Origin of the sequence: Vibrio sp. 10N.222.49.A3, assembly GCF_041475145.1 — a bacterium.
GTDB classification, from domain to species: Bacteria; Pseudomonadota; Gammaproteobacteria; order Enterobacterales; family Vibrionaceae; genus Vibrio; species Vibrio tasmaniensis_A.
The window spans coordinates 14,430-28,951 of the sequence record NZ_JBFRVM010000022.1 but is presented as its reverse complement, the minus strand read 5'-3'; the positions used below and the strand labels follow the sequence as shown (position 1 = coordinate 28,951).

General features: G+C 45.0%; 11 protein-coding genes. 10 read left to right on the top strand and 1 reads right to left on the bottom strand.

Annotated features, from left to right (window positions below):
- The first annotated feature begins 5 nt into the window (after positions 1 to 5).
- The 7 genes from hisS (at position 6) to AB4589_RS03755 (ending at position 7,366) form a co-directional block, all read left to right on the top strand.
- Positions 6 to 1,274 carry a histidine--tRNA ligase gene (hisS, locus tag AB4589_RS03785; RefSeq protein ID WP_371710203.1) on the top strand — a complete coding sequence of 423 codons (1,269 nt, stop codon included), beginning with the start codon at positions 6 to 8 and terminating at the stop codon, positions 1,272 to 1,274.
- A 76-nt stretch (positions 1,275 to 1,350) separates the two neighbouring features.
- Complete coding sequence (locus tag AB4589_RS03780) at positions 1,351 to 1,965, top strand: YfgM family protein (protein WP_372099414.1); 615 nt, start codon at positions 1,351 to 1,353, stop codon at positions 1,963 to 1,965.
- Positions 1,966 to 1,975: 10 nt separating this feature from the next.
- A complete protein-coding gene (gene bamB / locus AB4589_RS03775) occupies positions 1,976 to 3,136 on the top strand; it encodes an outer membrane protein assembly factor BamB (RefSeq protein WP_371710205.1) in 1,161 nt (386 codons plus the stop codon).
- 158 nt (positions 3,137 to 3,294) lie between these two features.
- Positions 3,295 to 4,776, top strand: a complete 1,482-nt coding sequence (gene der / locus AB4589_RS03770) for a ribosome biogenesis GTPase Der (RefSeq protein WP_010440555.1) — start codon at positions 3,295 to 3,297, stop codon at positions 4,774 to 4,776.
- Between the two features lie 132 nt (positions 4,777 to 4,908).
- Complete coding sequence (locus AB4589_RS03765; protein ID WP_371710206.1) at positions 4,909 to 5,811, top strand: alanyl-tRNA editing protein; 903 nt, start codon at positions 4,909 to 4,911, stop codon at positions 5,809 to 5,811.
- A 290-nt stretch (positions 5,812 to 6,101) separates the two neighbouring features.
- A complete protein-coding gene (locus AB4589_RS03760; protein ID WP_372099411.1) occupies positions 6,102 to 7,103 on the top strand; it encodes a diguanylate cyclase in 1,002 nt (333 codons plus the stop codon).
- A 35-nt stretch (positions 7,104 to 7,138) separates the two neighbouring features.
- On the top strand, positions 7,139 to 7,366 hold the full coding sequence (locus AB4589_RS03755) for a zinc ribbon domain-containing protein (protein ID WP_009848301.1): 228 nt from the start codon (positions 7,139 to 7,141) through the stop codon (positions 7,364 to 7,366).
- Between the two features lie 89 nt (positions 7,367 to 7,455).
- On the opposite strand, the gene xseA is transcribed toward AB4589_RS03755, so the two are convergent.
- Entirely contained in the window at positions 7,456 to 8,802 is a 1,347-nt protein-coding gene (gene xseA / locus AB4589_RS03750) for an exodeoxyribonuclease VII large subunit (RefSeq protein ID WP_371695577.1), read from the bottom strand.
- A gap of 271 nt (positions 8,803 to 9,073) precedes the next feature.
- Here xseA and guaB point away from each other — a divergent pair, with 271 nt between their 5' ends.
- The 3 genes from guaB to AB4589_RS03735 all read left to right on the top strand — a co-directional run bounded on the left by guaB (position 9,074) and on the right by AB4589_RS03735 (position 14,468).
- Positions 9,074 to 10,537, top strand: coding sequence for an IMP dehydrogenase (guaB, locus tag AB4589_RS03745; protein WP_004735127.1), 1,464 nt, complete (start codon positions 9,074 to 9,076; stop codon positions 10,535 to 10,537).
- Positions 10,538 to 10,915: 378 nt separating this feature from the next.
- Positions 10,916 to 12,469, top strand: coding sequence for a glutamine-hydrolyzing GMP synthase (gene guaA / locus AB4589_RS03740; RefSeq protein WP_017098065.1), 1,554 nt, complete (start codon positions 10,916 to 10,918; stop codon positions 12,467 to 12,469).
- Between the two features lie 286 nt (positions 12,470 to 12,755).
- The gene (locus tag AB4589_RS03735; protein WP_372099409.1) at positions 12,756 to 14,468 is read left to right on the top strand and encodes a chitinase; all 1,713 of its coding nucleotides are present in this window, start codon (positions 12,756 to 12,758) and stop codon (positions 14,466 to 14,468) included.
- Positions 14,469 to 14,522: the final 54 nt, after the last annotated feature.

Here is a 14,522-nt window from a genome sequence, read left to right as displayed (position 1 = left end):
ATACTGTGGCTAAAAATATCCAAGCAATTCGAGGCATGAACGACTGCCTTCCAACTCAATCACCACTGTGGCAGAAAGTAGAAAGCGCAGTTAAAAGTGTGGTGAGCGCATACGGTTACAACGAAGTACGTATGCCTATCGTTGAAGAAACAAACCTATTTAGCCGTGCGGTTGGTGAAGAGACAGACGTTGTTTCTAAAGAGATGTACACCTTTGATGACCGCAATGGTGACAGCCTAACGCTGCGTCCAGAAGGCACAGCAGGTTGTGTACGTTCATGTATTCAAAACAGCCTTATTAACCGTGATGAACAGCGCCTATGGTACATGGGCCCAATGTTCCGTCACGAGCGTCCTCAAAAAGGTCGTTACCGTCAATTCCACCAATGTGGTGTTGAAGTGTTTGGCCTAGACGGTCCAGACGTTGACGCAGAACTTATTATGATGACAGCACGTCTATGGCGTGAACTAGGTATCGATAAGCACGTTCGTCTTGAATTGAACTCAATCGGTTCTCAAGAAGATCGCGTAAGCTACCGTACTGCGTTAGTGGCTTTCCTTGAGCAACACATTGATGTGCTAGATGAAGACTGCAAACGTCGCATGCACACTAACCCTCTACGTGTTCTGGATACTAAGAACCCGGATGTTCAAGCTATCTTAGGTGACGCACCTCGACTATCTGAATATCTAGGTGAAGAATCGAAGCTACATTTTGCTGGTTTGTGTGAACTTCTTGACGCTGTTGGTATCGAATACCAAGTTAATGAGCGTCTAGTGCGTGGTCTAGATTACTACAACCGCACCGTATTTGAGTGGATCACAGACAGCCTTGGTGCCCAAGGTACAGTGTGTGGTGGTGGCCGTTACGATGGTCTTGTTGAACAACTAGGCGGCAAAGCAACCAATGCGGTTGGCTTCGCTATGGGGCTAGAGCGTCTAGTCCTTATGATGGAAACGCTAGAGCTTACAGAAGTTCGTCGTAGTGTTGACGTATACATGGTTGCTGCTGGCGAAGGTACAATGATCGCGGGCATGCAGTTAGCGAATCAATTACGCGACACCGTTGAAGGCGTACGTGTGATGAACCACTTCGGTGGTGGTAACTTCAAGAAGCAATTCAAACGTGCTGACAAAGTAGGAGCTGTTGTGGCGTTGGTACTTGGTGAGAACGAAGTTGCTGACAATACAGTTGTGCTAAAAGATTTGGTTGGCGGCGAGCAACAAACCGTGTCTCAAACGGAAGTTGCAGAAAAAGTTGCTGCGTTAATCTAAGCCATTGAGCAAACGCTCATCATGAATATCAACGTTAGCACTATGCTGGCGTTTAAAGAATTAAAGAGGACAGGAAGTGGAACTTTACGATAGCGAAGAGCAACAAGTTGAAGCCATTAAAGATTGGTGGAAAGAGAATGGCAAAGCCGTAATCTTTGGTGCGGTTATTGGTTTAGGTGGCCTATTTGGTTGGCGCTATTACCAAGATTCAGTCGTTGAAGCGCGTGAAGCCGCTTCAGAAAGCTACACCTCTGCAATCTCAGCTCTAGATGCTAAAGGCGTTGATGCTCAATCTGATATTCAAGCTTTCATCGACGCAAACAAAGACGCTGAATATTCAGTACTTGCTGCTATGCAATTAGCAAAAGCGCAAGTTCAAGCGGGTGACCTTACAACTGCACTAGAACAACTTGAGTGGGCAAAATCGGCAACTAAGGACGCGGCATTAGCGCCACTACTGACTTACCGTGTTGCTCGTATCAAAGCTGAGCAAGGTGAATTTGACGCAGCATTGACTGATCTTGAAGCGATGACTGACGAATCTTGGAAAGGCCGTGTTGCTGAACTGCGTGGTGATATCTCACTTCGTAAAGGCGACACAGATGCAGCTTACAGTGCATACTCTGAAGCTCAACAAGCTGCTGATGCGAGCCAAACGCTTCAAATCAAACTTGACGACCTAGCTAAATAAGGCGCTTTGAATGAAGAAGATGTTTCCAAAAGCGGCGTTGTGTGCGATTGCTCTTGGCCTGCTAGCGGGCTGTGCAAGTGAAGAAGACACCGTAATCATGGCACCAGTACCAACGGTAAACAGCGAGTTTACTCCTAGCCAGGAATGGTCTACGTCGGTTGGTGATGGTGTTGGTCACTACTTTTCAAAACTAACGCCAGAATTGGCTTACGACAAAGTATTTGTTGCAAGCCGTGAAGGTATGGTTAAAGCGCTTGACCCTGAAACAGGTAAAGAGCTTTGGAAAGTCGATCTTGAGAAAGAAGTACTGGCTCGTTTATCGGGTGGCTTAACGGCAGCTTACGGCAAGGTATTTGTTGGTTCTGAAAATGGCGAAGTGATCGCGCTGGATGAATCAACCGGTGAAGAGCTGTGGCGTGTATCAGTGAATGGTGAGGTGCTTGCATCCCCAGCAACTGAAAGCAACATGGTTATTGTTCATACCAGTCGTGGCATGTTGACCGCGTTAGATCAAGAAAGCGGTGAGCAAAAATGGACCATCAGTACAGAAGTACCAAGCCTAACACTTCGTGGCGATAGCTCACCTGTTACGGTTTCAGGTGGTGTATTCTGGGGTACGGCAAATGGTCGTTTAGCCGCAGCTATCGTTGATCGTGGTCAGCTTATTTGGCAACAGCCAGTAGGTACACCAAAAGGCGCAACGGAAATTGATCGTTTGGTTGATGTTGATGCATCACCAATTGTTCTTGGCGGCACCCTGTATACCGTAGGTATCAATGGTCAGCTGATTGCTATCGATCTTCGTTCTGGTAAGCCAGTTTGGAAACGTAACTACTCGTCAGCGATTGATTTAGCAAGTGATGGCAGCCGTTTGTTCGTAGTGACTGACAAAGACCATGTGGTTGCGGTTGATGCGCGTAGTGGTACTGAACTGTGGAGCACTCCATTGTTAGAAAACCGCTTACTGACAGCACCTGCTATTATTAATGGTTATGTAGTTGTTGGTGATACTGAAGGTTATCTGCACTGGTTAGATCGTTCATCGGGTGAGTTTGTTGCTCAACAGTTGGTCGATGATAGCGGCTTTGCGGTTGCGCCAATTGAAATGCCTGAAGGCTACTTAGTGACGACTCGCAATGGCGATGTAAAGAAACTAACGATTAGCCAATAAAAGCGTGATATAATTCACAGTCGGCTCCTGGTTGGTAACAGCTAGGAGCCGTTTTGTTGTTATAAATTAATAAACCGTGTGGTTATAGGTAAGAGTTTAAACTTGCGATCAAGTGCTTACCTATAACTACATTTAGAGAAGAAATTGTAGAGGTTGTTATGGTACCTGTTGTTGCTCTAGTAGGGCGTCCGAACGTAGGTAAATCTACGTTATTTAACCGATTGACTCGAACTCGTGATGCATTGGTTGCGGATTTCCCTGGCTTAACGCGTGACCGTAAATACGGTCATGCTCATTTTAGCGAGCATGACTTTATTGTTATCGACACTGGTGGTATCGACGGTACCGAAGAAGGTGTTGAAACTAAAATGGCTGAACAGTCGCTAGCGGCGATTGATGAAGCTGATGTCGTTCTATTTATGGTAGATGGCCGTGCGGGTCTAACACCTTCAGACGTAGCTATTGCTAAGCACCTTCGTCAACTAGAAAAGCCTTCAATGCTAGTAGTAAACAAGGTTGATGGTATCGACCCTGATGCTGCAAGTGCTGATTTCTGGCAACTAGGCGTAGAAGACATGTACCAAATCGCTGCAGCGCACGGTCGTGGTGTAACTGCGTTGATTGATCTTGCTCTAAACCCATTCGCTGAAGCGTTAAAAGCTGAGAATGGCGAAGTAAGCGATTTAACTGAATTTGAAGACGAAGAAGAAGAGCAAGTTGATTTCACTGAAGAAGAAGCGGAAGAAGAATTCAAGCGCCTTCAAGATCAACCGATTAAGCTAGCGATCATTGGTCGTCCAAACGTAGGTAAATCAACACTAACTAACCGTATTCTTGGTGAAGAACGTGTTGTTGTTTACGATATGCCAGGTACAACTCGTGACTCTATCTACATTCCGATGCAGCGTGATGAGCGTGAATACGTTCTGATTGATACTGCGGGTGTTCGTCGCCGTAAAAATATCAACGAAACAGTTGAGAAGTTCTCAGTGGTTAAAACACTGAAAGCGATTGAAGATGCTAACGTTGTATTACTGCTTATCGATGCTCGCGAGAACATCTCAGATCAAGATCTAAGCTTGTTAGGCTTTGCGTTGAATGCTGGTCGTTCAATTGTTATTGCCGTAAACAAGTGGGATGGCCTAGATAACGACGTTAAAGATCGTGTTAAGAAAGAACTAGACCGTCGTTTAGGTTTCGTTGATTTCGCACGTATTCACTTTATTTCTGCACTTCACGGTACTGGTGTTGGTCACTTGTTTGAGTCTGTTCAAGAAGCTTATAAGTCAGCAACGACTCGTGTTGGTACTTCTGTACTTACTCGTATCATGAAGATGGCGACTGATGATCACCAACCACCTATGGTTCGTGGCCGTCGTGTTAAATTGAAATACGCGCACGCTGGTGGCTACAACCCACCGATTATCGTTATCCACGGTAACCAAGTACGTAACTTGCCAGATTCATACAAACGATTCTTGATGAACTACTACCGTCGTTCACTAGAAATTATGGGTACACCTATTCGCATTCAATTCCAGAACAGCGAGAACCCATTTGAAGCTAAGACTAACAAGCTGACAATTTCTCAAGAACGTAAACGTAAACGTATGATGAGCATGGTTAAAGGTCGTAAGTAAACCTTTCCAATAGATTTGATACCCGAGCCTGTCTCGGGTATTTTTTTAAGTAAAATTCACGTTATCTGATAATCGCGTCTTTGATTCCGTTATCAGCTAGCGACTTAGACTAGATTCCAAAAGAAGAATGATATGACAATTAGCAATTCGACTACACCAGCGTTAGCAATCACCCCAACCATCACTCAATTTTGTCATCAAATTTGGCTGCTCAATGCAAAAGCGGTGTACGTTGAATGCGACGACAGCAAAACTTACTTGATCACCGACGTGACGCCTTTCCACCCAGTGAGTCATATTTGGCCCGATCACCCAGCAGACCGAGGTTTTGTCAGCGTAGGTGGTGAACAGTATATTGTTGAAGATTGCCTTGTTGGTGCAATAGAGCAATCTACTGGAAATCTTTATATTTCAGCAGATATCCCTGTTAAGCGTGATACGGAAGGGTGGGCGTTTGTGGTTGTCCACCAGCTACCTGTATCAGCTTCTATGATTAAGGTTAACGACGAAGTCGTGTTGTCGGTTGATAAAGAGCACCAAGCCAGTTTGAGCCGCGGTCATAGTGCCGGACATATTGCTTTCTTAGCGTTGAATAAAGTATTGGCTGAGAGTTACTGGCGTAAAGATGCGGACAGAAAAGATCCACTCGGCAGCTATGACTTCAATAGCTACGCACAGGTGACTAGCTTTGTGACTCCAGAGTTGTGTACCGATAAGTATCGTTTAGGTAAAACCTTGAAGAAACGCGGTCTGAACGTTGCTGACATGCTAATGAACCTTGATGGCATTGAGGCCAATATCAACCAGATGATTGCAGGCTGGCTTGCTGAATCGACTCTTGTAACGATGAGACTAGAAGGTGAGGCGTTAACAGACTCTCGCTACTGGGAATGGCAGCTAGATGACGAGACTTTAGTGTCTATTCCGTGTGGTGGTACTCACATCGACAATACTTCAGAACTTAAGGCATTGTCGGTTAAGTTAACCCAATTAGATGACCAACATATCGAAATGCAGACGTGTGTATCTCGATGATCTCAATTAAAGATCGAAAATAGATTGTTCTGCATTGTTGGTTTTATTTATTTGCCTTTAGTTATATATTCTATTGTAAATTGAAATGCAGTATATGTAACTTATGCTTTCGGTGTGTGGTGATATAAATATTCTTTTTGGGGTAGATCGCTGATCAAAGTAGATAAAGCAAAAGATCAACCTATGATCTTCGGTGGTGTGTTGTGGTAATTTAGTGTGTTAATATTGACCAGTATACAGGCTTGCATAAGAACAAGCTGTTCCCAGTAAATAATTGAAAGCTTTAGTGAATGAAACAACAATTTTTATTAGAAGGTCACCGAGCAGTAAACAGTTTGCTTCGAAAGCTTGCCCTTGGGTTGGATCGCAAAGAATTGAATCGCAAGATCATTCAACTCACCGAGCAGATTTTTGGTCAAAGGATGGCCTCTATCCTATTGCTAAACCCCGAATCGAATACATTACATTTAGAATATGCTCCAAACTTGCCTGATTTTTATAACCAGCAGATAGAAGGGGTGGGGGTTGGTGCCGGAATTGGTTCCTGTGGCGAAGCGGCGGCACTTAAGAAAGCTGTCATGGTCTCCAATATTAATGCACACCCGAATTGGACTCCTTTCTTAGCCTTAACCAATCAGGCTAACCTTCATGCATGTTGGTCAGTGCCAATCATCTCTTCACATGGTCACGTATTGGGTACCTTCGCAATTTACAGTCAGTACATCTCTGAACCTCATGAGTTTGAACTTGAGATCTTAGAGTTATTGGCTTCTCTGTATTCAGTCGCGCTTGAGAAGTATGAGTTAGAGAATCAACTCAACTTTTTTGCCAATCGAGATTCTCTAACACACAGTTTGAATCGCCGAGCATTGCTGAGAGAAGCCGAGCAGGTGTTAACTAACCGCTGTTTTACTGAAAAAGTGATGGCATGCCTGTTTGTTGATGTTGATAAATTTAAGTCAATAAACGATACGTTTGGCCACAGCTTTGGTGATGATGTGTTGTTAGCCGTTGCAAAAGTGCTTGATGAGGCAACGACTGCCTGTGCCAAGATAGGGCGCTATGGGGGCGATGAGTTTGTCGTGTTCTCTTGCTTTGATGATCAAGAAAGCGTGCTGAACTTTTATCGAAGCTTAGAAAGAGCCTTGGAACAAGCTCTCTATATCGATGGCACTCAGTTTTCTGTCAGCGTTGGACTTTCTTATGAGAAAGATCCTGATTCATTGGAAGACTTGATCGCACAAGCTGATAAGAACATGTACCAAATCAAGCAAGCTAAGTCTCAGCGGTAGTAGATTGTAAAAAAGTAGTGAATTAGGAAATGCTAATGAGTGAAAATATCTGCCCTAAGTGCCAATCAGAGCTAGGTTGGGATGGAAAGTATCACTGTGAAAGTTGTCAGGCACACTTTACTAAGGTTGGGTTTTGCCCTGAGTGCAGCAGCCAACTTGAGAAGCTTCAAGCCTGTGGTGCAGCGAGCTATTTTTGTAATGGTGAGTGTAATGAGCTTAAATCTAAATCGAGAGTAAAGTTTGTATTTCAACCTGCGGAATAGACTTAAGCCGAATCGCTTAAACGACTATCTGTAATGTTATATCAGAGACTCAATACCGAAGAGTTGGGTCTTTTTTGTATCTAATGAACCTAGAGCTCGCTCTTAGCGACTCTTGTTGTCACTTGCGATTCAATCACACCGTCTTCAACTTGGGTGGTGATCACTTCACCGATTTCGACATCGTTAATCGATGACACAGTTTTACTCGATGCTGAATGGGTGATGCTGTAGCCACGTTTTAGGGTGGCTAATGGACTTACTGTTTCTAACTTCTCGGCAGCCATGGCTAGTTGGTGGCGAGTAGTTAGTAGTGTTTTATCCATTGCATCCAATAGCTTTTGCTCTGAACGTTGTAGATGCAGTTTCTGTTCACCAAGGCGTTTCACTGGCGAGTTCAGCTGAAGTTGGTGCTGCTTACGTTCAACACGCTGCGCATGCTGCTTTAGGTATTGAGTCATACCACGACGTAAACGCATGTCTAAGTCATCAAGCTGCTGACTCTGCTTTTGCAGTTGGTAGCTCGGGTGTTGTTTCTCTAAGCGGTATTTCAACGTTTGAGTTGATTGCGCTTGTTTGATTAACACATGACGAATCGCACTCACTAAACGAGCACGTTTAGACGCATAAGCTTGCTCTTTATGACTGTTGTCACGGCTAACCAATTCAGCGGCTGCTGATGGCGTTGGAGCTCGCATATCTGCGACGAAATCGGCGATAGTGACATCAACTTCGTGTCCAACGGCGCTGATAATCGGGATCTGACTTGCTGCAATGGTGCGAGCAACGATCTCGTTATTGAAACACCATAAGTCCTCTAATGAGCCGCCACCACGGCCAACGATCAATACATCACACTCGTTACGCTCATTGGCACGTCCAATCGCTTGAGCGATCTGAATCGCCGCTTCTTCGCCTTGAACCATGGTTGGGTAAACCACAATAGGCAATGAAGGATCGCGTCTCTTGAGAACATCGAGAATATCGAAGAGGGCTGCGCCTGTTTTAGAGGTGATAACACCGACGCATTTAGGATGTTCTGGAAGAATTTGTTTACTGGACTGAGCAAATAAACCTTCCGCCGCCAAGTTCATCTTAAGTTTTTCAAACTCTTGCTGAAGCTTGCCGTCACCTTCTGGCTGCATGCTTTCGATGATCAGTTGATAGTCACCGCGTGGCTCATAAAGAGACAGACGCGCTTTAACTAGCACTTGATTACCGTTCTGAGGCTTAAAAGTCACACGACGGTTATTGCCACGAAACATAGCGCACTTAACTTGAGCGCGGGAGTCTTTAAGCGTGAGGTACCAGTGACCAGAGACAGGTGCAGAGAAATTTGAGATTTCACCAACGAGCCAGACTATTCCCATTTCGTTTTCTAATAGGAGACGAACCTCTGAATTGAGGCGAGAAACAGTAAAGATGTTTGGATTGGTCATAGAAGCGCTATCTATCCTTGAAGGAAGGTCTTTCTCTTGGAATCTCACTGGGCGTGAGTATGGAAGATAGCGGCAATATAATACATAGCAAGGGGGTAAATGCAAATTAAAAGTATAAAAATGTGTAGCCAAGCGATTTCGTTGGCCGTATAATCCGTCCGCAATATCTAATCCAAATGCAGTTTGATTTTCCTTAATTGGCTGCCCTCATTAGGCGAAACGATGAGATTGGATTGTTTCTTTTTACTCCTATTATTGTGAGATATTGCAAATGCTAAGAATTGCCAAAGAAGCGCTGACATTCGACGACGTACTGCTAGTGCCAGCACACTCCACCGTTCTCCCTAATACAGCTGATCTTCGCACTCAGCTGACGAAGAATATTTCCCTAAACATCCCAATGATCTCTGCATCGATGGATACTGTGACAGAAGCTCGCCTAGCGATTGCACTGGCACAAGAAGGCGGAATAGGCTTCATTCATAAGAACATGTCTATTGAACAGCAAGCTGAAATGGTTCGCCAGGTTAAAATTTACGAAGCAGGTGTGGTTTCTCACCCTGTTACTGTAAACCCTGACGCGACAATTGCTGATGTTGTAGCTCTTACTCAAAAACACGGCTTCGCCGGTTTCCCTGTTGTTACTGAAACAAACGAACTTGTTGGTATTATTACTGGCCGTGACGTTCGCTTTGTGACTGACCTTTCTAAGAAAGTTGACGTAGTAATGACGCCTAAAGCTCGCCTTGCTTCTGTTAAAGAAGGTGCAACTCGTGAAGAAGTTCAAGAGAAAATGCACGAAGCGCGTGTTGAAAAAGTTCTTGTTGTAAATGATGACTTCCAACTAACAGGAATGATCACTGCAAAAGATTTCCACAAAGCAGAACGTAAACCAAACGCTTGTAAAGATGAGCGCGGCAGCCTACGTGTAGGTGCAGCTGTTGGTGCTGGTGCTGGTAACGAAGAGCGCGTTGCTGCTCTTGTTGAAGCTGGCGTAGACGTTCTACTTATCGACTCTTCACACGGTCACTCTGAAGGCGTACTTAACCGCATCCGTGATACGCGTGCTGCATACCCTGATCTACAAATCATCGGTGGTAACGTAGCAACTGGCGCTGGCGCTCGTGCTCTTATCGAGGCGGGTGTTAGTGCGGTTAAAGTAGGTATCGGCCCGGGTTCAATCTGTACGACTCGCATCGTTACTGGTGTTGGTGTTCCTCAAGTAACAGCAATCGCAGACGCAGCTGAAGTAGCAAATGAATACGGTATCCCAGTAATCGCAGATGGCGGCATTCGCTTCTCTGGCGATATCTGTAAAGCTATCGTTGCTGGCGCATCTTGTGTGATGGTTGGTTCAATGTTCGCTGGTACTGAAGAAGCACCGGGTGAGGTTATTCTTTACAACGGTCGTTCTTACAAGTCTTACCGTGGTATGGGTTCTCTTGGCGCTATGTCTCAAGGTTCTTCTGACCGTTACTTCCAATCTGACAACGCTGCAGACAAGCTTGTTCCAGAAGGTATTGAAGGTCGTATCGCATACAAAGGTCGTCTAAAAGAGATCGTTCACCAACAGATGGGCGGTCTACGCTCAAGCATGGGCCTGACGGGTTCTGCAACTGTTGAAGACATGCGTACTAAAGCTGAGTTTGTTCGTATCTCTGGTGCGGGCATGAAAGAATCTCACGTACACGATGTTCAAATCACGAAAGAAGCACCTAACTACCGTTTAGGTTAATAATACGTCCAAACGTTTGAATAATGTGCTGATTTAGTCGGCACATTAATATACCAATCGTAGTAAGTAACTGATCATCCTAGCTTGTTAAAAACCTCGATAACTTCGTTAGAATTTTTGATTGTAGAATAACTACTTATCAGAACTCTTTGTTGAATAGAGCAGCCTTGTTCTCAAGCTTTTTTCCAGCGCTACTACTGAACACTTACTTATTGTGATTGGTATTATATCTACCACCTGTTTTGTTTAGAGAGTGATTCTCACAAAACATGGGGTTAAAGATATCTAACGAAAACGTTTGCTTTATTTCTTGAAGAGTTAATCAGAGGTGAGTAAACTCGCCTCCGTTTTATCACATAGCCAATAAGACTGCTTACAATGACTAAAAATATTCATGACCAACGTATTCTAATTCTGGACTTCGGTTCTCAATACACACAGCTAGTAGCTCGTCGTATTCGTGAGATCGGTGTTTACTGTGAACTTTGGAGCTGGGACGTAGAAGAAGCGGATATTCGTGAATTCAATCCAGACGGTATCATCCTATCTGGTGGCCCTGAAAGTGTAACGGAAGATAATTCTCCACGTGCACCTCAGTACGTATTTGATTCAGGTGTTCCTGTCTTCGGTATCTGCTACGGCATGCAAACGATGGCTGAGCAACTTGGCGGTAAAGTAGCAACATCTACTGAGCGCGAGTTTGGCTACGCAGCGGTACAAGTAACGGGTGAATCTGCACTTTTCGCCGACCTTGAGACAACTCAAGATGTTTGGATGAGCCACGGTGACAAAGTGGTTGAAATCCCAGCTGATTTCACAAAAATCGCAGAGACAGATACTTGCCCATACGCTGCAATGGCAAACGAAGAGAAGAAATACTACGGTGTTCAATTCCACCCAGAAGTAACGCACACTAAAAACGGCCTAAAAATGCTTGAGAACTTCGTTCTTAACGCGTGTGGTTGTGAAGGTCTGTGGACTTCAGCGTCTATCATTGAAGATGCAGTTGCACGTATTAAAGAGCAAGTAGGTGACGATGAAGTTATCCTTGGTCTTTCTGGTGGTGTTGATTCATCAGTCGTAGCAATGCTTGCTCACCGCGCTATCGGCGACAAACTGACATGTGTATTTGTAGATAACGGCCTTCTTCGTTTAAACGAAGGTGAGCAGGTTATGGAGATGTTTGGTGACCAATTCGGCCTAAACATCATTAAAGTTGATGCGGAAGATCGTTTCCTTGACGCTCTGGAAGGCGAAGCTGAGCCAGAAGCGAAACGTAAGATCATCGGTCACGTATTCGTAGATATCTTCGACGAAGAGTCTAAGAAACTGAAGAATGCTAAATGGCTTGCTCAGGGTACTATCTACCCAGACGTAATCGAGTCTGCAGCATCTAAGACAGGTAAAGCACACGTAATCAAATCTCACCACAACGTTGGTGGCCTTCCTGATGATATGGAAATGGGCCTTGTTGAGCCTCTACGTGAGCTGTTTAAAGATGAAGTACGTAAGATCGGTCTAGAGCTTGGTCTTCCATACAACATGCTTTACCGCCACCCATTCCCGGGTCCTGGTCTAGGTGTTCGTGTACTTGGCGAAGTGAAGAAAGAGTACTGTGATTTACTGCGTCGTGCTGATGCTATCTTCATTGAAGAGCTTCACGCTGCTGACCTTTACCACAAAGTATCTCAAGCATTCACGGTATTCCTACCTGTACGTTCAGTTGGCGTAATGGGCGATGGCCGTAAGTACGATTGGGTTGTATCTCTACGTGCAGTAGAAACTATCGACTTCATGACTGCTCACTGGGCACACCTACCATACGACTTCCTAGGTAAGGTATCTAACCGTATTATCAACGAAGTTAACGGCATTTCACGTGTTGTTTACGATATTTCTGGTAAGCCACCAGCAACTATCGAGTGGGAATAATCTCTTAGAGATTTAACCAGTTTTGATTAAGCTCTTAAGCCTCGAACTTTGTTCGAGGCTTTTTTCTTTTTATTTGGGAGATTAAGGATTTACATCTACAACGAGCAACCAAATCCGTTGGAAGTTAGATATCACCTCAAGAAACAATGAGACGTTTTGTTGTGTTGAAGGATACATAAAAGTGTCACTCGCACTTTTTATAAATTCACATGGTAACGACTAGCTCATTTCCCATGCGCCGCATACTCTTTGATGGACTTATTAAGGACAGATAAGAGAATCCATCATGTTAAAAATCAAATATTTGGCGACAGTAGTTGGCTGCACTTTAGCAGCACACAGTTACGCGTCTTTGAACATTCAACCTGATCCGCAAAACCCGAATGGCTACCTTGTTGAAAAGTCTGCACTGCAAGCGGCTGAACAAGCGAAAACATCCGATCCTATGTATGCGATCTGGTCACAAGCATTACAAACTCGTCCCAATAGTATCGTTGAAGCGATTGAGCCGGGTTTAGCCTCGAATCCTGAAAACGTGAAACGAGTCGAGCGTGTATTCCCTCAATCTGAGTGGGACTTCCTCACTCAGATGGCAGCACCAGAGTACACTTATACTCGCTTCTTACGCGCGATTGGAAAATTCCCAGCCTTCTGTGGAGAGTACACTGATGGCCGAGACTCAGACGCCATCTGTAAAAAATCCATCATCACGGCCTTTGCTCATTTCGCTCAAGAAACAGGCGGGCACATCGCAATAGATAACACCTCTGATAACCCATTAGCTCTAGAAGAGTGGCAGCAAGCGCTGGTGCATGTTCGTGAAATGGGTTGGTCAGAAGGTCAAGAGGGTTACACCACCGGTTGTGGTCAGAACGATTGGCAGAATGCACGTTGGCCTTGTGCGGCAGGGCAGGGTTACTTTGGACGTGGTGCTAAACAGCTTTCTTACCATTTTAACTACGGTGCGTTCTCGGAAGTTATGTTCGATGGTGATGCGACGGTTCTATTGAATAACCCAGGTTTGGTTGCTGATTCATGGTTGAACTTGGCTTCTGCTATCTGGTTCTTCCTTACACCTCAAGCTCCTAAACCTGCCATGCTGCACGTTATTGACCGCACTTGGACACCCTCTCAGCGTGAGTTGGATGCGGGAATTGGCTATGGGTTTGGTACCACAATCAACGTAATTAATGGTGGTATCGAGTGTGGTGAGCAGAACAAAGACAAAGGCCAACCGGTTAACCGAATTCGTTATTGGGAAGGGTTAGCTGCGCATTATCTGATCCCTGTAGAAGCGGATGAAGTCAATACATGTTGGCAGCAAACGCCTTATGGAAGCTTGAACTTGAATGGTGCGACTGATGTGTTGTACACCAACTGGGATGGTAACTGGAAATACTACGCAGACCGCCCAGAAGGCTATTCATTTGAGTGTGAGCTTGTTGGTTTCCAAACCGCTTATTCAGCCTTGGTGGCCGGAGATTATGAGAAGTGTGTGACCAATTTTTATGGATCACATGCGAGTTGGCCTGAAGTGAAAGTGGTCGATAAGCTTGATCCGGTTGACCCTGGTACTAACCCCGGAGGTAACGGTTGGAGTGCGAGTAAAGTTTACAATGCTGGCGACCAAGTCACTCACAACGGTGCGACTTACCAAGCTAAATGGTGGACTCAAGGGGATGATCCTGCCAATGGCGGCCCTTGGAAATTTGTAGCGGGTGAACCAACACCACCCGTAGTGACAGATCCATCGCCAGTTGTCCCTGCACCTGTCGATCCTGCTCCGGTAGACCCAACACCGGTTGAACCACCTGTGACTGAGCCGCCTGTCGTTGTTGATCCATCGGTGTTTATCACATGGCAAGCGGGTGTTAGCCAAGTGAGCAATGGCGACAAGGTGACACATAATGGCAAGTGCTTCGTAGCTAAAAACGGTCCAGGTGTCTGGGAAAGCCCTGTTCAATCGAACTGGTTCTGGGGTGAAATTAGCTGTAAATAATTAAACTAAGCAAGCCTCTGTTATAAGAGGCTTGCTTGTTCAGTGACAGTTATA